A 22,029-nucleotide genomic window follows, 5' to 3' on the forward strand; every position below is an offset into this window, starting at 1 on the left:
TCCCCTCTCCGCGAGCCTTCCATCCAATCCTACGGACGGGATCGGCGGTGCGCATCGACGCGTTCGTTCTGCAGCGGTGAGCCGGCCGTTCTACGGCGCGACGTCGTCGCGGGCGGTCTCCCCGAGCGCGTACGCCAGGCTGCGCGCGTAGATCTCCTCGAGGCGGGACGCGACGATGCGGTACTGGACCGAGCGTCCGCGGCGCTGCTCGCGCGGGAGGTTGCCGAGCACCACTCCGGCGTCCTCCAGCTCGATGAGGTGCCGGTAGAGGCTCGTCGTCGTGGCGCGGCCGGTCGGCAGCTCCGGGCCGATCGCCTCCACCAGCTCGCCGAAGAGCAGGCCCTGCTCGGGACGCGCCGCGCGGGAGAGCGACCGCAGGATCCCCCGGTTGATCTCGCTGCCGACCACCCGGACGGCCAGGTCGGCCTCCTCCGGGGTCGCTCGACTCCTCGTGGACGACGTGGACGAAGGCATGACGCCCATCCTCCCGCACGGTGCCGTGACGAGATCCCACAGGCGCGTATTGCCACACCGTCTGGGTACCGGATGATTCGCGCCAGCGGGATCATGAACCCATCGAACGGTTACCTTGATGTCCGTCGGCGCGCCTCTCGCGTGCCGGTACGCGACCGCATCCGGCGCTCGCGTGGGGCGCGAGCCTCGACGCACACAGGGGAGAGAACGGCATGGATCGACGACGACGGGCGGGGGAGCCCGCGAGAGCCGCGGTGGGCGGGCAGTGTGTCCGGAGACGAGCGGCGGTGTGGCCGAGCGGCGTGCACCGCGGCCGGATGCGGGTGGGGCGCCGACTGGTTGCAGGCCTCCTGGCGGCGGGACTGGTCGGCGGGGCCGGCACGTCGCTGGCGGTGACCTCGTCGTTCCTCGCGCCGCTGTCGGCGTCGGCGGCGACGCACGGCGCGGGCTTCGACCTGGGGAAGGGCTTCCTCGGCGCCTACCGCCACCCGGACGGGACGCTGGCCTACTGCCTGCAGATCAGGGCGTCGATCCCGTACAGCCCGACGTCCGGTCCGTCGCTGAACAGCGACTGGAACTCCCTGTCGCCGGATCAGCTCGCACGTCTGAGCTACGTCATGGACGTCCACGGCGACACGGAGGACGCGAACACCGCGGCCGCCGTCGCGCTGTACGTGTGGGACGTGGCGGACAACGCCGCGTACAACGGCAACGGCATGCCGGGCGACGTCTACTACAGCGCCCGCGCCGGCGGCAACCGCGATGCCGTGCTCGAGCTGCTGAGGCAGTACCGGGCGGAGGCCGCCGGCGTGACGGCGGTGCAGCCGGGACGGACGTCCGGGTCGGCGTCGCTGAGTCTCGACATGCAGTCGAGCGCGGGCACCGGCAGAGTCACGGCTCGGACCGATCCGCCCGGGCAGGCGGGGACGGTGCATCTGACGAACGCGGTGTTCGACGACACCGGATCCGGGGAGTCGACGATGAAGGGCGGGGAGTCGCGGACGTTCCGCGTCGTCCCGAGCGCCGGCCCCTCCTTCGCCGTCGAGGCGCGGACCGACGAGATCCGGGTGGCGGGTGCCTCCGGCTACCTGGGCAACATCATGACCTGGGCCCCAGGGGTGACCTCCGAGCAGTGGACCGCGTCGAAGGGGCAGAAGATCGACGGCTCGTTCACGATCGCCGCCGCCACGGCGGCCTCCGCACCGATCCCGACCCTGTTCTCACCGATCGGATCGACGCAGGTCTCGACACGACGCGTGGAGGCCGGGACGCAGGCGACCGACACCGTCACGGCGGGCGTCGCACCCGGGTCGGGGGAGTGGCGCACCCTCGACGGCGCGCCCGTGCCGGTGGTCTACCGCGGCACGCTCCACGGTCCGTACGCCGAGGAGCCGGCGCAGGCGGACGCGGTGCCGCCGGGCGCGCCCGTCGCCGGAAGCGCCGAGCTGACCGCGACCGGCCCGGGAATGTACACCTCCCCGGGAGTCACGGTTCCCTCGGCCGGGTTCTACACCTGGGTCTGGCGCGTCGAGGAGGCGTCGCAGCCGGACCGGGTGAAGCCGTTCCTCCCCGACGGCTACACCTGGTCGGACGGGTTCGGGCTGGTCGCGGAGACGCATCTCTCGCCGACGACGGTCGCGGCGGAGACCCGGGTCACGGACGACGAGATCCCCGTCGCCACGACCTCCACCGACACCCTCACGGTGAAGGACACCGGAGCCTGGCTGAAGAAGGACGGGAGGAGCGTCCCCGTCACCTTCACGGGCACCGCCTACTGGGTCCCCGGCACCGGAGCGGTCCCGGCGACGCGACCGGAGAACGCCAGGGTCCTGACGACCTCGCGCATCGTCGTCGAGGGTCCCGGCACCTACACCTCGGAGGCGGCGACCGCGCCGGCGGACTCGGCCGGCCACATCGTCTGGGTCTGGTCCGCCCCCGAGACGCTCTTCACGACGGGCTGGGCGGACGGATGGAACACGAAGGGCGAGGTCGTGCGCGTGACGACCCCGGAGGTCCGCACGAAGGCGACGCCCTCCGTGCCGCTGTCGGACACCGCGAAGGACGAGGCGGTCGTCGACGGCGAGGTGCCGGCGGGCGCCGTGATCACCTTCGAGGCGTACCGGCAGACCGGCGACCGGGCCTCCTGCACCGTCGAGTCCCGCGTCTACGACGGCTCGACGTCGCCCGTCGCGGTCGCCGCGGGCCGGAACGAGAAGAGGTCCTACTGGTCGAGCGAGGTCCGCTTCACGGAGCCGGGTGTCCATCACTGGGTGGAGACGCTGCGGACGAAGGACGGCCGCGTCCTGCACCGCGGCGAGTGCGGAGTGCCGGGGGAGACCACGACGGTGACCGTGCCCGAGGTGACGTCGAAGGCGCAGACCGACAGCGCGGTCCACGACGGTGCGACCGACGACGCGATCGTCACCGGGGACACGCCGAAGGGCGCGTACCTGGTGTGGAAGGCCTACCTGGCTGTCGGCACGGTGTCCGCCGCTGACAGCGTGCCGCCGGTCTGCGACGAGGCGACGCTGGTGGCCGACACGACCGGCACCCCGGTCGTCGTCGAGAAGGCGGGCACCTACACCTCGCCCCCGGTCGTCTTCACCACCGCGGGCGCCGTGCACTGGGTGGAGGAGCTGCACTCCTACGACGGGAGGATCCTCGCCCAGGGTGCGTGCGGAGCGCCCGGCGAGACGACCACCGTGCACACTCCCGACGTCCGTACCCGGGCCACCCCGGCAGTGCAGGTGGGCGAACCGGTGCGGGACGAGGCCGTCGTGAACGGCTGGGTCCCGGTCGGCGCGGTGCTTACGTTCGAGGCGTTCAGGAGGAGCGGCGACCAGGACACGTGCACGCCGGCGAACCGCGTCTTCGACGGATCGGGCAGCCCCGTCGCCACGACACCCGGCCTGAACGAGGACGTCTCCTACTGGTCCGGTGAGACCCGGTTCGACGAGCCCGGCGACTACTACTGGGTCGAGACGCTCGCCACGAAGGACGGGACGGTCCTCCATCGCGGGGAGTGCGGAGCACCGGGCGAGACGACCGTCGTCTCGCCGACGCCGGTCGTCCCGAAGGTGAGCACGACCCTGGCCGACTCCGGAGCCCATCCCGGCCCGTGGCTCGGCGGCGGCCTGGCCGCCCTCGTCCTCGGTCTCGCCGCCGCCCTCCTCGCCCGCAGGCGACGCCCCTCGCCGCAGGAGTAGCCCCACGGGGCCCTGCATGCTGGTCGTCGGGTAGCCCCACGGGGCCCTGCATGCTGGTCGGGTAGCCCCGCAGGGGCGTATCGAGACCCACCACCGCATGGAGGCCGGTCTCTTCCCCGCCCTGCGATGGCGCCGGAGGCGCCCCCTCCGCTCGATACGCCCGCTCCGCGGGCTGCTCGATCAGCATGAGGACGCGAATGGACCGGCAGCGGGCCTCGTGTCCCGAGCGGAGCCCAGCCCGCGGCCACTCGACAGCCCTGATCCGCGCGAGCGGACCCGGATCGAGCCCCACTGTTCAGTCGGACTCCGTCCCCGGCCGGCTGGTCGAGTAGCCCTGCAGGGCCCCGCGTGCTGGTCGAGTAGCCCTGCAGGGCGTTGCGATGTTGCTTGAGTAGCCCGCAGGTCCCTGCATGCTGGTCGAGTAGCCCCGCAGGGGCGTATCGAGACCCACCGTGCTCAGCACGGCGGGTCTGCAGACTCCCCTTCTGCTGCCGCTCCCCTTCGGAACGCCCGCCCCGCGGGCTCCTCGATCGGCATGCACGCGGCGGCGTCGGTGGTCCGGGTTAGCGTGCGGGGGTGGCGGAGGCGATCGGGCGGTGGTGGGAGCGGCGGCGGTTCTCGCGAGGGGTCGACGTCCCGTATCCGGTGGGGACGTACCGGGAGGCGTGGGCGTCGTTCCCGGTGCTCGTGCTCCAGTACCGGCCCGAGTACAACGGGGGGATCGTCCTCAGCCAGATTCCGCCGGCGGCCGACGTCTACCTGTGCTGGCTGTGCGACGCGGGACACGTGTTCGTCGCGACTCCCGAGGAGCAGCGGCACCGGCCGGGCCGGGAGCGGCGGCGCTCGTCCTGGTGCCCCGACTGCGCGGCGCTCGCGAAGCCCCGGACGCCGCGGCCGGCGGTGGAGCCGGTGGTCGAGCGTCCGTCGACCCCTGCTCCCGAGCCTGCTGGTGCGCGCCCGCCCCGTCCCGCCCGCACGCCGACGAGGTCGCGCTCGCCGCGGATCTGCTCGAAGACCCCGCAGCTCCCGCCGGGAGAGCCCTTCGTCAGCGCCTGCGCGCCTCCGCCCGCATCGGCGGTCGAGGCGCGGCTCCGTGCGCTGCTCGCCGAGCGGCTCGAGTTCGAGCCGGGGTTCACGGCGGTGCGGCTGAGCCGGCCGTTCTTCGAGCATCTGGAGGCGTGGCCGGACATCGTGCTGAGCGAGCTGCGGGTGGCGATCGAGTACGACTCCACGGGCCGCCACGGGCTCGAGCACGTGGGGCATCGCGAGGAGGCGGACCGGCGGAAGGACCGCGCGCTGCGGGCGGTCGGCTGGGAGGTGGTGCGGGTGCGGACCGGGCGCCTGCCTCCGCTCGGGCCGCACGACGTCCTCGCGTCGGGCGTCTCGGCGGGACTCGTCGACCGGCTGCTCGACGAGCTGCGCGAGATCCGCGGCCCGCTTCTCGTGGACGCCTGGACGCGCTGACCGGACGCCTACGGAGCGCTGACCGGACGCCTGGACGCGCTGATCCGGCGCCCGGACGCGCCTACCGGTCCCAGGGGCGTGCCGGTCGGCCGCGCGACCCCGCGGCGGGTCAGGTGCGCAGCGCGAGCGCCTCGCTGCACCAGCGGCGATAAAGGGCCCACGGGTCGGGCTCGCCCGCCCGCACCGCCTCGACGTGCCGGTCGAGCGCGGCGCTGCGGGTGAACCACTCCGTCCGCTCCAGCCGCTCGACGGCGAACTGCGTGTGGCGGTGCTGCTCCAGTGCCCGCCCGCCGCGCTCGAAGGCGAGCAGCTCCTCGTGCCGCAGCCGGTGCAGGCGCTGCCGGGGGTTGCCGCTGGTGCCGATCTTGATCCGCCCGGCGAAGCGGATGTAGTAGACGACCTCGACCCGCGGCGACGCCAGCTCGCCGTCGGGCGCATCGCCGAGCCGCCACTCGCAGGCCGCGCAGAGCCAGCCGGAGGGGTGCCGGACGCCCAGCCGCGAGCCGCAGACGAGGCACGGCGAGGGGAGGGCATCGACGACGCCGTCCTCGCGCGCCACCCAGTCGTGCGCGAGCCCGAGGTGCGCGCTGCAGAGAGCGACCGGCGCACCCGGCTCGGCGGCCGACCGGCAGCCGTCGAGGGCGCAGACCCGGGCGGCGCAGTCGTGGGCAGCGCGGTCCTGGGCGGCGCAGCCCGAGGCGGCGCAGTCCGGGGCGGGCACTGCATCGGGGGACATGCTCCGACACTAGGCAGGACCCCCGACATCCGCGCCGGGGGCCGTCGCCGTCGAGCTCCCTCGCAGGCGAGCTCGACGGCGGCTCAGCTCAGGCGGTCGACCAGCTCCGAGGCGAGCCCGGTGTAGCCGGCGGGCGTCAGCGCGAGCAGACGGGCCTTCGCGGCAGCGCCGATGTCGAGGCCGTCGACGAAGACCGCGAGGTCCTCGGCGCCGAGGCGCTTGCCGCGGGTGAGGTCCTTGAGCATCGCGTACGGGTCGGTGATCGAGGAGCGTCCCGCGACGACCTCGGCGCGGATGACGGTCTGGATCGCCTCCGCGAGCACCTCCCAGTTGGTGCCGAGGTCGGCGGCGAGGGCGCGCGGATCGAGGTCGATCTCGAGCAGACCGCGGGCGATGTTGTCGAGCGCGAGCAGCGAGTGGCCGAACGCGACGCCGATGTTGCGCTGCGTCGTCGAGTCGGTGAGGTCGCGCTGCAGCCGCGAGGTGACCAGGGTCTGCGCGAGCGAGTCGAGCAGTGCGCTGGAGAGCTCGAGGTTCGCCTCGGCGTTCTCGAACCGGATCGGGTTGATCTTGTGCGGCATCGTCGACGAACCGGTCGCGCCGGCCTGCGGGATCTGCCGGAAGTAGCCGAGCGAGATGTAGGTCCATACGTCGGTGCAGATGTTGTGCAGGATGCGGTTCGCGTGCGCTGCCTTGCCGTAGAGCTCGGCCTGCCAGTCGTGCGACTCGATCTGGGTGGTCAGCGGGTTGAAGACGAGGCCGAGGGAGCCGACGAACTCCGCCGCGAGGGCCGCCCAGTCGGTGTCCGGATCCGCCGCGAGGTGCGCCGCGAAGGTGCCCGTCGCTCCGCTGAACTTGCCGAGGTACTCCGTGGCCTCGAGCTGCACGACGACCCGCTCGAGGCGGAAGGCGTAGACGGCGAACTCCTTGCCCATCGTGGTGGGCGTCGCGGGCTGGCCGTGGGTGCGGCTGAGCATCGACTCGTCGCGGTAGCGCACGGCGAGCTCGCGCAGGGAGGCGACGACCGAGCGCAGCTTCGGCAGCCAGACGTCCTCGACGGCCCGGCGGACGACGAGCGCGTAGGAGAGGTTGTTGATGTCCTCGCTGGTCGCGGCGAAGTGGGTGAGCTCGGCGATGCGGTCCAGACCCAGCTCGGCCAGCCACTGGCGCACCAGGTACTCGACCGCCTTCACGTCGTGGCGGGTGACGGCCTCGAGCTCGGCCAGGCGGTCGATCTCGGGCTGGCCGAAGTCGCGGGCGCGACGGCGGAGCTCCTCGGCGGCGGCGGCCTCGACCGGCTCGGAGCCGAAGAGGCGGCGGTCGGTGAGGGCGAGCAGCCACTCCACCTCCACGTGCACGCGCGCTCGGTTCAGACCGGCCTCCGACAGGTGCTCGCCGAGGGCGGAGACGGCGGCGCTGTAGCGGCCGTCGAGCGGGCTGAGCGGCTGGGGAGGGAGCGAGGTCATGCGGTGGTGCCTTCCGGTTCTCGGGGGTCCCGCGCGGTCTGGAGGCTCGAGCGCGGGTCGGTGCGGACCGTGCGGTTGCCGCGCAGTCCCGGTTCGATCTGGGCGAAGAGCGCCCGGCACGCGCGCTCGATCAGCGCGAGCACCGAGTCGAACGCCGCCGCATCGGAATAGTAGGGGTCGGGGACGTCGCCCTGCGCCGAGAGGCCCGGCTCGAAGGCGAGCAGGCGCCGGATCTTCTGCCGGTCGACGTCGGTGCGCGCCCAGGAGCGCAGCGCCCGCTCGTGGCCGTGATCGAGGGCGACGACGAGGTCGAACTCCTCGAAGAGCGCGGGGTCGAAGAGCCGCGCGCGGTGCGGGGCGCCGTCGAGTCCGCGGCGATCGAGCGCCTCGAGGGCGCGGTGGTCGGCGTGCTCGCCGAGGTGCCACTCGCCGGTGCCGGCGGAGGTGATCGTGATGACCGAGCCGAGCCCGGCCTGCTCGGCGAGGGAGCGCAGCACCACCTCCGCCATCGGCGACCGGCAGATGTTGCCGGTGCAGACGAAGCACACGGCGAACGCCGACGGCGCGGAAGAGGGGGTCACCCGCCCATCATGGCGCACCGGCGGTCCTCCACAGAGGGCGGATTCTCGACCTCTCCACCGTTCGGGGGAGCGCCCGCCCGCGGCCGACCGCGGTGCCCGAGGCTGGCCGCGGGCATCGAGAGAAGGGAGGTGGCGGATGGGCGTCGAGGCGGCTGCAGGGGGAGCGACGGGTGCGGCGGCGCCGTGGCCGAGCGCGGCGGTGGCGGCGCTCGCCGAGCGGATCGGGGTGCTGCGCGGGGAGGCGGGCGGACTCCTTCCCGACGCCGACTGGGACGGGGCGGCGGCGCGGGAGTACGCCGAGCGGGCGGCCGAGCTGCTGGCCGGGCTCGCGACGGCGGAGGCGGCGGCCCTCGGGCTGGCGGTGGGGGCGGGCGGATGAGGGCGCCGTCCCCGGTGCGGGTGGAGACGGCCGAGCTCGACGAGCGCCGGCGCGTGCTCGAGGGGCTCGCGGCGGGGCTGGCCGAGTGCGCGGTGCTCGGCGACGGGCTCGTCCCGGCGGTGATGCTCGCGGCGCCGGCCCGGGTGGGCGAGCCGGCGGCGCTCGGTGATCGGCTCCGCCTGCTCGAGGCGGAGGCGGTGGCGCTCCGCGAGGCGCTCGCGGCGGCAGCGGCCGGGTACGAGCGGGCGGAGGAGGAGGCGGTACCGGGGATGCCGGAGGTCCTCGGGCCTCAGACCGCCGTCGCGCTCTTCGAGCGGCGTGCGGGCGAGTCCCTCGCGCGGCGGCTCCCCGGCGCCGTCGAGGACGCGGCGGTGCTGGTCCGGGCGGTCGCCGACGCCGCGTTCGGGTCGGTCTCGGCGGCGGCGCGGGCCCTCGCGGGGGACGAGGGTGCCGAGGCCGACCTGGCGGAGGAGGGGGAGGACCTCGTCCGGGCGCTGCTGGGCGACCCGCTCCTGATCGAGGGCCTGCGCGGGGTGATCTCCTCGATCGGCCTCGGCACTGAGATCGGGGTGCTGCTGCTCCCGCCGCCGCTGGCCGACGCGGTCGGGCGGCCGTCGTCCGAGCAGGTGATCGGGAACGGAGTGCAGTCGGCGGCGGGGGTGCTCGTCATCCTGGGGACGGTGTTCGGCGTGCTGCCGGCACCGGGTGAGCGGGAGCTGCGGGTGGAGCGGGTGCCGCCGCCGGTCGACCCGCTCGCCGCGCCGGCGGGCTGGGGGGAGCTCGCGGCGCGGATCCCGCCGAGCGATCCCGACGGACCGCAGGTGGTGATCGAGCGCTACGGCGGGGAGTGGCTCGTCACGCTCTCCGGCACCACCGACTGGAGCGCCGACCCGGAGCAGGCCTTCGGGGCCCCCTCGAACCTGCAGGCGATGGCGGGCGGGCGCGCCGCCTCCGTCGAGGGAGCGCTCGCGGCGATGGCGGCGGCGGGGATCCCCGCCGGGGCTCCCGTCACGATCGCAGCGCACTCGCAGGGCGGGCTGGTCGCCCTCCGGGTGGCGCAGTCGGGGCGCTACCACGTGCACGACGTCGTCACCTTCGGCAGTCCGGTGCGCGGGCTGGATCTGCCGGAGGGGACGCGCTCACTCTCGATCGAGCACTCCGACGACCTGGTGCCGGCGCTCGGCGGCTTCGGCCGGACGGCGGCGGAGGAGCCGGGGGTGGTGCTGGTCGAGCGCGACTCCCCGGCGGGGATCCCGCGAGACACCCCGGTGCCCGCGCACGCGCTGGACGCCTACGTCGAGACCGGGCACGCCCTCGATGCGGCGGCCGACCCCCGGCTCGCGGCGACGGGGGCCGCGCTGTTCCCGCTCTGGCGAGGAGCGCCGGACTCGCGCGTCGCCGCCCGGCTGACGACCGTGCCGGTCAGTCCCGGCAGCGGTCGCGAGCGAAGGGGCGCAGGAGCAGCCCGATGAACCAGTTGACGATCGCGAGCACCAGGGCGCCGAGGACGCCCCACCAGAAGCCGTCCACGACCAGGCCGAACCCGAAGAGGCCGCTGATCCAGGCCGTCAGCAGCAGGAGCAGGCCGTTCACCAGGAAGGAGACGAGACCGAGCGTCAGCACGTACAGCGGGAAGGCCACGACGCGGACCACCCCGCCGACCACGGAGTTGACGACGCCGAAGATCACTGCGACGAGGAGGTACGTGAGCACCGCGGCGGTCGGCCCCTGCTCGTACGGATCGACGCGGACGCCCGCGACGACGAGCGTGGTCAGCCAGAGGGCGACGGCGTTGGTGGCGAGGCCGAGGAGGAGTCTGCGCATGCCTCCACTCTGGCGCAGCCCGCCTCCACCCGGCCGCAACGGCGGCGCGGGAGGGTGCCTCGCGCGGCTCGCCCGGCCGCCGCCCGAATAGCATGGTCCGGGTGACCGACCAGCAGGAGCCACCCGTCCGCCTCCGCCCCGAGATCCTCGCTCTGCCGGCCTACCGCCAGGGCCGCGCCGCCTCCGCGGACGCGTTCAAGCTCTCCTCCAACGAGAACCCGTTCGATCCGCTGCCCTCGGTGCTCGAGCGGGTCCAGGCGATCACCGACTTCAACCGCTACCCGGACGCCGCGGCCACGGCGCTCCGGACGGCGCTCGCCGAGAGCTACGGCGTCGGGATCGACGAGGTCATCGTCGGAGCGGGCTCCGTCGCCGTCATCGCCCAGCTGATCACCGCCGCCGCGGGACCGGGCGACGAGGTCGTGCACGCCTGGCGCTCCTTCGAGGCCTACCCCTCCCTCATCACCACCGCCGGTGCCACCGGCGTGCGCATCCCCCTGCGTACCGACGACACGCACGACCTCGACGCGATGGCGCAGGCGATCACCGAGCGCACCCGCCTGGTGATCGTCTGCAGCCCGAACAACCCCACCGGGACCGTCGCCACCGCGGACGACGTAGCGGCCTTCCTCGAGCAGGTGCCGGCCGACGTCCTCGTCCTGCTCGACGAGGCCTACGCCGAGTTCGTCGGCGACGAGCGCGCGGTGGACGGCGCGACCCTCCTCGGCCGCCACCCCAACCTCGTCGTCGCCCGCACCTTCTCCAAGGCCTACGGACTGGCGGGGCTGCGCGTCGGCTACGCGATCGGGCACCCGCGGATCCTCGACGCCGCCCGCTCGACCGCCATCCCCCTCTCGGTCACCCGCTTCGCGGAGACCGCGGCGGTCGCCTCGCTCGAGCACCGCGAGGAGCTGCTCGAGCGCGTCGGCCGCATCGCCCAGCTGCGCGACCACCTCTGGCAGGCGCTGCTCGACCAGGGCTGGACCATCCCGAAGTCCGAGGCGAACTTCCTCTGGTTCGACACCCGCGAGCAGACGGAGGCGGCCGCGGCGGTCTTCGAGCGGGCCGGCGTGGTCGTCCGCGCCTTCCCGCCCGAGGGCATCCGGGTGTCGGTCGGCGAGGCGAGTTCTGTCGACAAGCTCCTCACGGCGGCGGCGGAGATTGTCGGGACCCTCCCGAAGGGGCATCCCGCGAGGCGGATAGGTTAGTCGGGTGGCAGCCACCAGCGAGACGCCGACGGTCCAGTTCCTCACCGCGGACGGCCGGTTCGCGCCGACCCCCGCGGCCGAGCAGTACGCCCCCCTCCTCGACGGGATCGACGAGGCGCAGCACCGCTCCTTCTACCGCGAGATGGCGGTCGTCCGCCGGTTCGACATCGAGGCGGCGAACCTGCAGCGTCAGGGTCAGCTCGGACTCTGGGTGCCGAGCCACGGGCAGGAGGCGGCGCAGGTCGGCTCCGCGTTCGCGCTGCGTCCGCAGGACCACGTCTTCCCCTCCTACCGCGAGCACGTCGTCGCCAAGGTCCGCGGCGTCGACCTGCTCCGAGTCCTCGCGCTGCTGCGCGGCGTGACGCACGGCGGCTGGGACCCGGCCGACCCCGCGCACGGCAACTTCCACCTCTACACGCTGGTCCTCGGCTCGCAGGCGCTGCACGCGACCGGCTACGCGATGGGCCTCACCTTCGACGGCGCGACCGGCACGGGCGACCCCGAGAAGGACGCGGCGGTCATCGTCTACTTCGGCGACGGCGCCTCCAGCCAGGGCGACGTCAGCGAGGCCATGGTCTTCGCCGCGAGCTACCAGACGCCCGAGGTGTTCTTCCTGCAGAACAACCACTACGCGATCTCGGTGCCCGTCGCCACGCAGTCGCGCAGCCCGCTCTACCTCCGCTCCTCCGGCTTCGGCATCCCGGGCGTGCAGATCGACGGCAACGACGTGCTCGCCAGCTACGCCGTCACCGCGAAGCACCTCGCCGACGCCCGCTCCGGCGGCGGCCCCCAGTTCATCGAGGCACTCACCTACCGCATCGGCGCGCACACCTCGAGCGACGACCCCACGAAGTACCGGACCGACGACGAGCTCGCCTCGTGGGTCGCGAAGGATCCGATCACCCGCTTCGCCGCGTACCTGCGCGGACTGGGCGCCCCGCAGTCGTTCTTCGACGAGGTGGACGAGGAGGCGAAGGACTTCGCCGCCGACATCCGGCAGCGCCTGCTCGCGCTCGAGGCGCCGCCCGTCGACGTGATTTTCGACCACGTGTACTCGGAGCCGCACCAGCAGGTGGCGGAGCAGAAGGCGTGGCTCCAGGGCTACGAGGACGCGCTGGGAGGCGACCCGCGATGACGATCGACACGAGCACCACCGTCCAGCCGCCGCTGAGCGACACGCAGCTGGAGTCCATGTCGATGGCGAAGGCGCTGAACGCCGGGCTCCGCCGCGCCATGACCGAGAACGACCGCGTCCTGCTGATGGGCGAGGACATCGGCCCCCTCGGCGGCGTCTTCCGCATCACCGAGGGCCTGCACGCCGAGTTCGGGCCGCAGCGCGTGCTCGACACCCCGCTCGCCGAGTCCGGCATCGTCGGCACCGCGATCGGCCTCGCGATGCGCGGCTTCCGCCCGGTCTGCGAGATCCAGTTCGACGGCTTCATCTACCCGGCCTTCGACCAGATCACCTCGCAGCTCGCGAAGATGACCAACCGGCACGAGGGCACGCTCACGATGCCCGTCGTCATCCGGGTGCCGTACGGCGGGCACATCGGAGCGGTCGAGCACCACCAGGAGAGCAACGAGGCGTACTTCGCGCACACCCCGGGTCTGCGCGCGGTCAGCCCGTCGACCCCGAACGACGCCTACTGGATGATCCAGGAGGCCATCGCCTCGGACGACCCGGTGATGTTCTTCGAGCCCAAGAGCCGCTACTGGCCCAAGGGCGACGTCGACCTCCGCGCCTCCGCCGCCCCGCTGCACGCGACCCGCGTCGTGCGCCAGGGCGACGAGGTCACGGTCGTGGGCTGGGGGCCGATGGTCTCCGTGCTGCTCCAGGCCGCCGAGCTCGCCGGCGAGGAGGGGACCAGCGTCGAGGTCGTCGACCTGCGCTCGATCTCGCCGATCGACTGGGAGCCGCTGCTCGCCTCGGTCCGCAAGACCGGTCGGCTCGTGGTCGCCCAGGAGGCGTCCGCGAACGTGAGCCTCGGCTCCGAGATCGCCGCGACCGTCACCGAGAAGGCGTTCTACTCGCTCGAGGCGCCGGTGCTCCGCGTCGCGGGCTTCGACACGCCCTTCCCGCCCGCCAAGGTCGAGAAGCTCTTCCTCCCCGACGTCGACCGCGTGCTCGAGGCCGTCGACCGCTCGCTCGCGTACTGACGCACCGGACGACGCCCCCGCGTTCCGACGCGCCCCCTTCCCTCATGCAGAACCGGCACAGCCAGGAGTCCCGACGATGACAGAGCACTTCCTCCTCCCCGACGTCGGCGAGGGCCTCACCGAGGCCGAGATCGTCTCCTGGCGGGTCAAGGTCGGCGACGAGGTGAGCGTCAACCAGGTCCTCGTCGAGATCGAGACCGCTAAATCGCTCGTCGAGCTGCCCTCGCCGTTCAGCGGCACCGTCGTCGACGTGCTCGTCGACGAGGGCCAGACGGTCGACGTCGGCACGCCGATCATCACCGTGCAGGGCGCGGGCTCGGTCGGCTCCGAGATCCCGGCGATGCCCGCGCAGGCCGCGCCGCCCGCCGCTCCGCCCGCCCCCTCGACCACCGAGCCCGGCGAGGGCTCCGGCGCCGCGCTCGTCGGCTACGGCACCGCCGGCGGCCACGTCGCCACCCGCCGTCGCCGTCCCGCCGCGGGCGCCGCTCCGGAGAAGCCGGCCCGCCCGGCGTCGCCGCCGCGCCCGACCTCGGTGCCCGCCTCCTCGGCGCTGCCCGTCATCGCGAAGCCGCCGATCCGCAAGCTCGCCAAGGACCTCGACGTCGACCTGCTCGAGGTGCAGGCCACCGGCCTCGCCGGCGAGGTCACCCGCGACGACGTCATCCGCCACGCCTCCCAGGCCAGCGTCTTCCGCAACATCCAGACCCCCGCCTGGGGCGACTCCCGCGAGGACCGCATCCCCGTCCGCGGCGTCCGCAAGGCCATCGCGTCGGCGATGTCGCGCAGCGCCTTCACCGCGCCGCACGTCAGCGTCTTCGTGGACGTCGACGCGACCCGCACGATGGAGTTCGTCAAGCGCCTGAAGAACTCGCCCGACTTCGCCGGCGTCAAGGTCTCGCCGCTGCTGATCATGGCCAAGGCCATCATCTGGGCGGTGCGGCGGAACCCCACCGTCAACTCCGCCTGGACCGACACGGACATCCTCGTCCGCCACTACGTCAACCTCGGCATCGCCGCGGCGACCCCGCGCGGCCTGCTCGTGCCCAACGTCAAGGACGCCCAGTCGATGAGCCTCCTCGAGCTCGCCCAGGCCCTCGAGAAGCTCACCCTCGACGCCCGCGACGGCAAGACCTCCGCCGCCGACATGCAGAACGGCACCATCACCATCACCAACATCGGCGTGTTCGGCATGGACACCGGCACCCCGATCCTCAACCCCGGCGAGGTCGCGATCATCGCCCTCGGCACCATCAAGCAGAAGCCCTGGGTCGTCGACGGCGAGGTCCGCCCCCGCTTCGTCACCACCGTCGGCGGCTCCTTCGACCACCGCGTCGTCGACGGCGACGTAGTCAGCCGCTTCGTCGCCGACGTCGCGAGCGTGCTGGAGGAGCCGGCGCTGTTGCTCGATTAGAGCGGATTCCTCCTTCGTCGTCATCCGCTCCGCGGTCGGCTCGGGTGGGTGGTCGCGTTCCGCAGAGCGTCTTGCGTACCGGTACGACGAATCGCCGGTACGCGATCCGCCGGTGACCTCGGCCTTTCGCGGGCAGTGGCGGGCTCGTGTTGTGGGCTCCGCTTCGCGGTCGCGGCTCTCGCGGAGCGGCCCACTCATGCTGGTCGAGTAGCCGCGGAGCGGCCCACCCATGCTGGTCGAGTAGCCGCGGAGCGGCCCACCATGCTGGTCGAGTAGCCGCGGAGCGGCCCACCATGCTGGTCGAGTAGCCGCGGAGCGGCGTATCGAGACCCACGTGCTCCGTGCGGGCGGATCTCGATACGCGCCCTGCGGGCGCTACTCGATCAGCATCAGCATCAGCGCGGGGTCGGGTCGAAGGAGTGCAGGGCGAGGGCGGCGGACAGGAGGGTGCTCGCGGCGGCGCCGCGGACGCTGGTGCCCTGGGAGTCGAGGGGCGGGCTGACGACGGCGGCACCGAGGCGGCCGGGGGCGGAGAGGACGATCGCGCCGGAGACACTCGACTTGGCGGGGACTCCGACGGCGCGCATCCAGCGGCCGGAGCCGTCGTAGACGCCGCAGGTCGCCATCACCGAGACGACGTCGCGGGCGACCTCCGCCGGCACGACGCGCTCGCCGGTCACGGGATTCACGCCGCCGAGGGCGAGGGTCGCGCCCATCACTGCGAGGGCCTCCGCGTCGACGAGGACGGCGCAGGCGCGGGCGTAGGCGGCGACGGCGTCGTCCGCACTGCGCCGCAGGGTGCCCTCGGCGCGCATGAGGTGCGCGAGGGCGTGGTTGCGGTCGCCGAGCAGGTGCTCGTTCGAGGCGACGCTCTCGTCGACCTCCAGCGAGCGGCCGGCGAAGGACGAGAGGCCGCGGAGGATGCGCTCGCCGCGGCCGTCCGCGTCGCCGCCGTCGACGAGGGCGGCGGTCAGCAGGGCGCCCGCGTTGACCATCGGGTTCGGCGGGCGGCCGGTGCCGCTCTCGAGCTTCAGGGCGTCGAAGGCCTCGCCGGTCGGCTCGATGCCGACGCGGTCGAGCGCGTCGCCGTCGGTGTCGAGCAGGGCGAGTGCGAAGAGGAACGGCTTCACCGCCGACTGGATGCTGAACGCGACGTCCGCCTGCGCGCTCGAGCGCACGGTGCCGTCCGGCAGCGCCAGCGCGATCCCGCACAGCGCCGGATCGGCCGCGGCCAGCTCGGGGATGCTGTCGTCCACCTCCCCGCCGTCCTCCTCGAGGACGCGCGCCCGCAGCTCGTCGAGGTCGAAGTCCTGGGGAGAAGCCATCCCTCCACCCTGCCACCCCCGCCTGACCCCTCCGCGAGATGCCACTTGTGAGCGCGACACGCCGGGGATGGCGTGCACAAGTGGCATCTCGCGGAGGGGGAGGGGAGAGGGGCGGGTCAGCCGAGGATGCGGCGGACGGCCTCGCGGACGACGGCGTCGTCGGCGGGCTCCTCGTCGAGGGCGCGGTGGATGGTGAGGCCCTCCATCAGGGCGTCGAGCATGCGGGCGGTCGTCGGGTCGACATGCCGCTCGAGGGCGGCGCGGGAGCGGGCCATCCAGCTGTGCGTGATGCTGCGGTACTCCGGGCGCCGGGCGGCGAGGGTGTAGAGCTCGTGGGTGATCACGAGCTCGCGGCGGCTGCCGAAGATGTCGTGCAGGACGACGTCGACGACGGCCTCCCGGGCCTCGTCGGGGGTGCGGGCGTCGGTCATCCGCCTCAGCGTCTGCTCGGCCACGGAGTCGGCGAAGCGGGTGAAGGCCTCGTGCAGCAGCTCGTCCATCCCGGCGAAGTGGTAGCTCATCGAGCCCAGCGGCACGTCGGCGGCGGCGGCGACGCGGCGGTGCGAGGTGCCGGCGACCCCTTGCTCCGCGATCACGTCGAGGCAGGCGTCGATGATGCGGTCGCGCCGGTGCGGGTCGGTGCGGCGCGGTGCCCGCGGGGCGGGCTCGCTCTCAGCGGTCTCGGTCACTCCGTGACGCTCCGGATCACTCGCGCCGGAGTGCCGACCGCGACGACGCCGGCAGGGATGTCGCGGGTGACCACGGCGCCCGCTCCGATCACGCTGTCGTCGCCGATGCTCACCCCGGGGCAGACGATCACGCCGCCGCCGAGCCAGACGTTGTCGCCGATCGTGATCGGCCGCGCGGCCTCGAGCCTGTCGCGGCGCGGACCGGGCTCCACCGGGTGGGTGGGGGTGAGCAGCTGGACGTTCGGGCCGATCTGGCAGTCGGCGCCGATGGTGATCGCCGCGACGTCGAGCGCGGTGAGGTGGTAGTTGACGAAGGTGCGCGGGCCGATCGTGATGTTCTCGCCGTAGTCGACGAACAGCGGCGGCTTCACGAACGCGCCCTCGCCGAGGGAGCCGAGCAGCTCCTCGAGCAGCGGGCGGGCGGCCGCCTCGTCGGCGAGGGCGGCGCGGTGGTAGGCGTCGGCGAGTCGTGCGGCGCGCTGCGCGAGGCGCGTGCTCTCCGGGTCGTCGGCGATGTAGAGGTCGCCGGCGAGCATCCGCTCGCGGTTGCTGCGGTCGTCCCCGGCGAAGTGGTCGGCGGCGACGTGGTCGGCGGGGACGTGGTCGGTGCGGTCCATGTGCACGATCGTACACACCACGTGTACGGTCGTACGCATGTCCACCGCCCTTGCGCCGCCGTCCACCGAGTCGCGCCGCGCCCGCGCCGCCGTCGCCGCGCTCTTCCTCACCAACGGCGCGCTCTTCGCCAACCTCGTCCCGCGCTTCCCCGAGATCAAGGCCGACCTGGCGCTCGACAACGCGGCCTACGGAGTCGCGATCGCCGCGTTCCCGGCCGGCGCGGTCGTCGCCGGGCTCGCCGCGGCCGTCGTGATCCGGCGGCTCGGCAGCGGCCGCGCCGCGGTGCTCGGCACGATCCTCACCGCGATCGGGACGGTGCTCGCCGGCTTCTCGCCGTCGCTGGTGGTCTTCGCCGGGGCTCTCGCCCTCGCCGGCGCGACCGATGCGATCACCGACGTCGCGCAGAACAGCCACGGTCTGCGGGTCCAGCGCCGCTACGGGCGCTCGATCATCAACTCCTTCCACGCGATCTGGTCGATCGGCGCGGTCCTCGGCGGCTCGATGGCGGCCGGGGCGATCGCGCTCGGCCTGCCCCGCGCGGTGCACTTGAGCATCTCGGGGGTGCTCTTCGCGGCCGTCGCGCTGACCGCGCTGCGCTTCCTCCTGCGGGGCCGCGACGACGAGACGGCCGCCGAGCCCGGGGCCGCGCCGGTCGGGCGGGTTCGGATCCGCCCGCGGGTGGTGCTGCTGCTCGCGGCTCTGGTCGCGGTGGCGATCGCGGGCACCCTCGTCGAGGACGCGGCCTCGACCTGGGCCGCCGTCTACCTGGGCGGTTCGCTCGGGGCGACCGCGGCGGTGGCGGCGTACGGCTTCGTCGCGCTGGTCGGCGCGCAGTTCGTCGGGCGGATCCTCGGCGACCGGCTGGTCGACCGCTTCGGCCAGCGCACCGTGCTCCGGGTCGGCGGGGCGATCGCGGCGCTCGGGATGGGTGCGGCGCTCGCGTTCCCCTCCGTGCCCGGGACGATCGCCGGATTCGCGGCCGCCGGCTTCGGACTCGCGACGACCGTGCCCGCGGCGATGCACGAGGCCGACGAGATCCGGGGGCTGCGCGCAGGCACCGGAGTGACGATCGTCTCGTGGCTGATGCGGCTGGGCTTCCTGCTCTCGCCGCCGATCGTCGGGCTGGTCGCCGACGGCGCGGGGCTGCGGGTGGGGCTCCTGGTGGTGCCGATCGCGGGGATCGTGGCGGTGCTGCTCGCGGGGGTCCTCGGTCGGCGCCGGACGACGGGGGCCGCGTCGTGAGCGGGCTCGAGGCAGTGCCCGGCCCGGAGAGCGCGACCGGCCTGGAGGCGGTGCTCTGGGACATGGACGGCACGATCGTCGACTCGGAGCCCGCGTGGGTGCGGGCGCAGGAGGTGCTCGCCGGGCGCTTCGGCCGCGAGTGGACGCAAGCCGATGCGCTCGCGCTGATCGGCAGCACGATGGAGCAGACGGTGCGGGCGCTGCAGGCCGCGGGGGTCGAGCTGCCGGACGCCGAGGTGGAGGTGGCGCTCGAGCGCGACGTGCTCGCGGAGATGCACCGGGGGCTGGTGTGGCGGCCGGGGGCGCGCGAGCTGCTGCGCGATGTGCACCGGGCGGGAGTGCGGCAGGCGATCGTGACCACGTCCTCGCGCGCGATGGCGCAGCTCGTCGTCGACGCGCTGGCGGCGGAGGTGCCGCTCGCCGCGCTCGTCACCGGCGACGACGTGTCGCGGGGCAAGCCGGATCCGGAGCCGTACCTGCTGGCCGCCGCGACGCTCGGCGTCGACATCGCGCGCTGCGTCGCGATCGAGGACTCGCCGACCGGGCTCGCGGCGGCCGTGGCGTCCGGGGCGTGCGCGGTCGGGGTGCCGCACGATGCGGAGCTCGCGCCGGGCGCGGACCGCACGCTCTGGCCGACGCTCGCCGGCCGCGGTGTCGCGGACCTCGCGGCGCTGCTGCGCTGAGGGCGTCGGCGGTGGGGGATCTCGATACGCCCGCTGCGCGGGCTACTCGATCAGCATGAAGGGGGCAGATCTCGATACGCCGCGATGCGGGCTGCTGGATCAGCAGGGAGCGCCCGCAACCGCGTGCGCACCCGCGCCCGGGCGGGGAGTGCAGCTCGCCTCTCATGCTGGTCGAGTAGCGGGCCGCAGGTCCGCGTATCGAGACACGGCTGCCGAGGTGCCTGCGGTGGGGGATCTCGATACGCCCGCGGTGCGGGCTACTCGATCAGCAAGAAGCGCCGGCGTCCTTGGTGAACAGGAAGCGCAGCTCGCCTTTCATGCTGGTCGAGTAGCGGGCCGCAGGCCCGCGTATCGAGACCCACCCGGGCCGGGTGCTACGCCGTCAGGGAGACCGCCGTCCAGGAGACCGGGGGCAGCGTCAGCGTCAGCACGCCGTCCGCCAGCTCGGCGTCGACGGGCTTGAGACCGACACGGTTCTGGTCGTCCTTGGTGTTCTTCGCGTAGACGTCCTCGTCGAAGATCCCGACGGCCTCCGCGACGGTCGTGACGCCGAGGCCGCTGACGTCGACGGTCACCTCGAGGGCGTCGGTCGTCGAGCGGTTCACGAGGAAGACCGCGGCGCGGCCGTCGTCGAGCGTGGCCACCGAGTCGACCAGCGGTGCGTCGCCGTGGCGCGAGGTGGAGTAGGACCCGACCTCGATCCGCGGCCGCAGCACCGAGCCGGACGCGAGGCGCGCGGTGGTGGAGAACGGGAAGAACGTGGTCTGCCGCCAGGCCGCTCCGCCCGGCTCGGTCATGATCGGCGCGATGACGTTGACGAGCTGTGCGAGCGAGGCGGAGGTGACCCGGTCCGAGTTCTTCAGCAGCGTGATCATCAGGTTGCCGAGCACGACCGCGTCGGCGACGGAGTAGACGTCCTCGAGCAGGCGCGGCGCGTAGGCCCACTCGCGGGTGCTCTGGTCGCCCGCGGCGTCCGCCTTCTCCTTCTCGGTCCACTCCTGGAGGTACCAGACGTTCCACTCGTCGAAGGAGAGCTTGATGTCCTTGGTCTTGCGGAGCTTGTGCTTGACGTGGTCGACGGTGGCCGCGACGGTCGCGATGAAGTACTCCATCTCGACGGAGGACGCCAGGAACGACCCGAGGTCGCCGTCGTACTCCTGGTAGTAGGCGTGGCAGGAGACGTACTCGACGTCGTCGTAGGCGTGCTCGAGGACGACGCGCTCCCACTCGCCGAAGGTCGGCATCGAGGAGCCGGAGGAGCCGCAGATCACGAGCTCGAGGGACGGGTCGGCGATCTTGAGCGCCTTGGCGGTGCGGGAGGCGAGCTTGCCGTAGTCGTCGGCGTTCATGTGGCCGACCTGCCAGGGGCCGTCCATCTCGTTGCCCAGGCACCACATGCGGATGTCGTGCGGCTCCGGCGACCCGTTCGCGATCCGCTGGTCCGCGAGGAACGTCCCCGCCTTGCCGTTGGCGTACTCGAGGACGTCCAGCGCCTCGAGGACGCCGCGGGTGCCGAGGTTGACGGCGTACATGATCTCGCTGCCGGTCAGCTTCGCCCACTTCGCGAAATCGTCCAGGCCGACCTCGTTGGTCTCGAGGGAGTGCCAGGCGAGGTCGCGGCGGCGCGGGCGGTCCTCGCGCGGTCCGACGCCGTCCTCCCAGCGATAGCCGGAGACGAAGTTGCCGCCGGGGTAGCGGACGGTGGTCGAGCCGAGCTCCTTGACCAGCTCGACGACGTCCAGGCGGAAGCCGTCCTCGTTCGCGGTCGGGTGCCCGGGCTCGTAGATCCCGTCGTACACGCAGCGGCCGAGGTGCTCGACGAAGGAGCCGAACAGCCGCGGGTTCACGGGAGCAACCACCGCGGCCGGGTCGAGGAAGACGCGCGCGGCGGCGGCGGGGGAGGAGGTGGCGGAGGAGTCGGTCATTCGGGGCCCTTCCGAGGCGTCGGCGGGCTCCGGCCGGGCCGGACGGGGTGATCGTCGGCGATCGCCGCCCGCTGTTTCTAACGTTGTACCGTCGATGGTGCTGGCGCGAGCCGCGGGTGTCAAGGCCGCTGCTCCCCGCCACCGCCCAGTCGTCCTGTGCTCCACTGGGCGGGTGCCCGCCTCCGACGCCTGCTCCGCCCTCGCCGACCGCGTCGACGCCCTCGCCGCCGCCTCGCCCCGCCCCCGCGCCCTGATCGCCGCGGTCGCGCGCGAGGTCGCCGGGATCCGTCCCTGGCCGCGCGGGCTGATCGACCTCGCCTCCGGCGGCAGCAACCGGATCCGCGGCCGCGGCTTCGCGCCGCCCTACGACGACGACACCCGCGGCCAGGCCCGGCACTTCGCCGGGGTGGCCGGCGCGACGCTGCGCCTCGGCGGCCCGATCGCGCACCTCCTGATGCGGACGGCCGGCGGCGATCACCGCGGCACCGCGGACGACCGGCTCACCGGGCGCGCGGTCGAGTGGAGCCGGCTGCTGCGGCGCGGCGAGCTGCCGGTCGCCGAGGCCGGCGACTGGATCCGCCGGGAGATCTGCGCCTGCTGATGCCACGCGGCGACCTCGCGCCGCGTGAGCGCCCCGTCCC

At 73.6% G+C, this 22,029-nt stretch carries 20 protein-coding genes; 11 read left to right on the forward strand and 9 right to left on the reverse strand.

From position 1 onward, the window contains the following. Nucleotides 1–90: 90 nt before the first annotated feature. Complete coding sequence (locus EDF36_RS02970; RefSeq protein WP_133960843.1) at nucleotides 91–474, reverse strand: hypothetical protein; 384 nt, start codon at nucleotides 472–474, stop codon at nucleotides 91–93. 323 nt (nucleotides 475–797) lie between these two features. On the opposite strand from EDF36_RS02970, the gene EDF36_RS02975 reads away from it, so the two are divergent. Both EDF36_RS02975 and EDF36_RS02980 read left to right on the forward strand, forming a co-directional pair. After that, complete coding sequence (locus EDF36_RS02975) at nucleotides 798–3,680, forward strand: hypothetical protein (protein WP_148059954.1); 2,883 nt, start codon at nucleotides 798–800, stop codon at nucleotides 3,678–3,680. Between the two features lie 576 nt (nucleotides 3,681–4,256). Then, nucleotides 4,257–5,144 (forward strand): hypothetical protein, encoded by an 888-nt coding sequence (locus EDF36_RS02980; RefSeq protein ID WP_243839839.1) that lies wholly within the window; start codon nucleotides 4,257–4,259, stop codon nucleotides 5,142–5,144. 109 nt (nucleotides 5,145–5,253) lie between these two features. Here the strand turns inward: EDF36_RS02980 and EDF36_RS02985 are convergent, their stop codons facing one another. The 3 genes from EDF36_RS02985 to EDF36_RS02995 all read right to left on the reverse strand — a co-directional run bounded on the left by EDF36_RS02985 (nucleotide 5,254) and on the right by EDF36_RS02995 (nucleotide 7,927). After that, complete coding sequence (locus EDF36_RS02985) at nucleotides 5,254–5,880, reverse strand: GIY-YIG nuclease family protein (protein WP_260300492.1); 627 nt, start codon at nucleotides 5,878–5,880, stop codon at nucleotides 5,254–5,256. 83 nt (nucleotides 5,881–5,963) lie between these two features. Then, complete coding sequence (gene purB / locus EDF36_RS02990; protein WP_123731831.1) at nucleotides 5,964–7,346, reverse strand: adenylosuccinate lyase; 1,383 nt, start codon at nucleotides 7,344–7,346, stop codon at nucleotides 5,964–5,966. Continuing rightward, nucleotides 7,343–7,927 (reverse strand): low molecular weight protein-tyrosine-phosphatase, encoded by a 585-nt coding sequence (locus EDF36_RS02995; RefSeq protein ID WP_243581095.1) that lies wholly within the window; start codon nucleotides 7,925–7,927, stop codon nucleotides 7,343–7,345. The genes purB and EDF36_RS02995 overlap by 4 nt, the downstream gene beginning before the upstream one ends. A 136-nt stretch (nucleotides 7,928–8,063) precedes the next feature. On the opposite strand from EDF36_RS02995, the gene EDF36_RS03000 reads away from it, so the two are divergent. Beyond that, on the forward strand, nucleotides 8,064–8,306 hold the full coding sequence (locus tag EDF36_RS03000; RefSeq protein WP_123731832.1) for a hypothetical protein: 243 nt from the start codon (nucleotides 8,064–8,066) through the stop codon (nucleotides 8,304–8,306). Beyond that, nucleotides 8,303–9,778 (forward strand): hypothetical protein, encoded by a 1,476-nt coding sequence (locus tag EDF36_RS03005; RefSeq protein ID WP_148059955.1) that lies wholly within the window; start codon nucleotides 8,303–8,305, stop codon nucleotides 9,776–9,778. The genes EDF36_RS03000 and EDF36_RS03005 overlap by 4 nt, the downstream gene beginning before the upstream one ends. Here EDF36_RS03005 and EDF36_RS03010 read toward each other — a convergent pair. Then, complete coding sequence (locus EDF36_RS03010; RefSeq protein ID WP_123731834.1) at nucleotides 9,729–10,130, reverse strand: phage holin family protein; 402 nt, start codon at nucleotides 10,128–10,130, stop codon at nucleotides 9,729–9,731. The genes EDF36_RS03005 and EDF36_RS03010 overlap by 50 nt on opposite strands. 92 nt (nucleotides 10,131–10,222) lie before the next feature. Here EDF36_RS03010 and hisC point away from each other — a divergent pair, with 92 nt between their 5' ends. The 4 genes from hisC to EDF36_RS03030 all read left to right on the forward strand — a co-directional run bounded on the left by hisC (nucleotide 10,223) and on the right by EDF36_RS03030 (nucleotide 14,906). After that, nucleotides 10,223–11,338, forward strand: a complete 1,116-nt coding sequence (gene hisC / locus EDF36_RS03015; RefSeq protein ID WP_123731835.1) for a histidinol-phosphate transaminase — start codon at nucleotides 10,223–10,225, stop codon at nucleotides 11,336–11,338. 4 nt (nucleotides 11,339–11,342) lie between these two features. After that, entirely contained in the window at nucleotides 11,343–12,473 is a 1,131-nt protein-coding gene (locus EDF36_RS03020; protein ID WP_123731836.1) for a thiamine pyrophosphate-dependent dehydrogenase E1 component subunit alpha, read from the forward strand. A 56-nt stretch (nucleotides 12,474–12,529) separates the two neighbouring features. Next, a complete protein-coding gene (locus EDF36_RS03025) occupies nucleotides 12,530–13,495 on the forward strand; it encodes an alpha-ketoacid dehydrogenase subunit beta (RefSeq protein WP_372487859.1) in 966 nt (321 codons plus the stop codon). A 76-nt stretch (nucleotides 13,496–13,571) separates the two neighbouring features. Then, nucleotides 13,572–14,906, forward strand: coding sequence for a dihydrolipoamide acetyltransferase family protein (locus tag EDF36_RS03030; RefSeq protein WP_123444672.1), 1,335 nt, complete (start codon nucleotides 13,572–13,574; stop codon nucleotides 14,904–14,906). A 395-nt stretch (nucleotides 14,907–15,301) separates the two neighbouring features. Here EDF36_RS03030 and glsA read toward each other — a convergent pair whose 3' ends face one another. The 3 genes from glsA to EDF36_RS03045 form a co-directional block, all read right to left on the reverse strand. After that, on the reverse strand, nucleotides 15,302–16,231 hold the full coding sequence (glsA, locus tag EDF36_RS03035) for a glutaminase A (protein ID WP_123731837.1): 930 nt from the start codon (nucleotides 16,229–16,231) through the stop codon (nucleotides 15,302–15,304). A 116-nt stretch (nucleotides 16,232–16,347) separates the two neighbouring features. Next, nucleotides 16,348–16,920, reverse strand: a complete 573-nt coding sequence (locus EDF36_RS03040) for a TetR/AcrR family transcriptional regulator (protein WP_123731838.1) — start codon at nucleotides 16,918–16,920, stop codon at nucleotides 16,348–16,350. Further along, complete coding sequence (locus tag EDF36_RS03045) at nucleotides 16,917–17,537, reverse strand: sugar O-acetyltransferase (protein ID WP_123731839.1); 621 nt, start codon at nucleotides 17,535–17,537, stop codon at nucleotides 16,917–16,919. Before EDF36_RS03045 ends, EDF36_RS03040 begins: the two co-directional genes overlap by 4 nt. Before the next feature lie 37 nt (nucleotides 17,538–17,574). On the opposite strand from EDF36_RS03045, the gene EDF36_RS03050 reads away from it, so the two are divergent. After that, nucleotides 17,575–18,780 (forward strand): MFS transporter, encoded by a 1,206-nt coding sequence (locus EDF36_RS03050; RefSeq protein ID WP_123731840.1) that lies wholly within the window; start codon nucleotides 17,575–17,577, stop codon nucleotides 18,778–18,780. Beyond that, nucleotides 18,777–19,463 carry an HAD family phosphatase gene (locus tag EDF36_RS03055; protein WP_260300494.1) on the forward strand — a complete coding sequence of 229 codons (687 nt, stop codon included), beginning with the start codon at nucleotides 18,777–18,779 and terminating at the stop codon, nucleotides 19,461–19,463. Before EDF36_RS03050 ends, EDF36_RS03055 begins: the two co-directional genes overlap by 4 nt. Nucleotides 19,464–19,837: 374 nt before the next feature. Here the strand turns inward: EDF36_RS03055 and EDF36_RS03060 are convergent, their stop codons facing one another. Further along, complete coding sequence (locus EDF36_RS03060; protein ID WP_123731841.1) at nucleotides 19,838–21,388, reverse strand: alpha-N-arabinofuranosidase; 1,551 nt, start codon at nucleotides 21,386–21,388, stop codon at nucleotides 19,838–19,840. A gap of 172 nt (nucleotides 21,389–21,560) precedes the next feature. On the opposite strand from EDF36_RS03060, the gene EDF36_RS03065 reads away from it, so the two are divergent. Next, on the forward strand, nucleotides 21,561–21,989 hold the full coding sequence (locus tag EDF36_RS03065) for a hypothetical protein (RefSeq protein ID WP_123731842.1): 429 nt from the start codon (nucleotides 21,561–21,563) through the stop codon (nucleotides 21,987–21,989). Nucleotides 21,990–22,029 lie beyond the last annotated feature (40 nt).

Source organism: Rathayibacter sp. PhB152 (assembly GCF_003751395.1).
Lineage (GTDB): Bacteria > Actinomycetota > Actinomycetes > Actinomycetales > Microbacteriaceae > Rathayibacter > Rathayibacter festucae.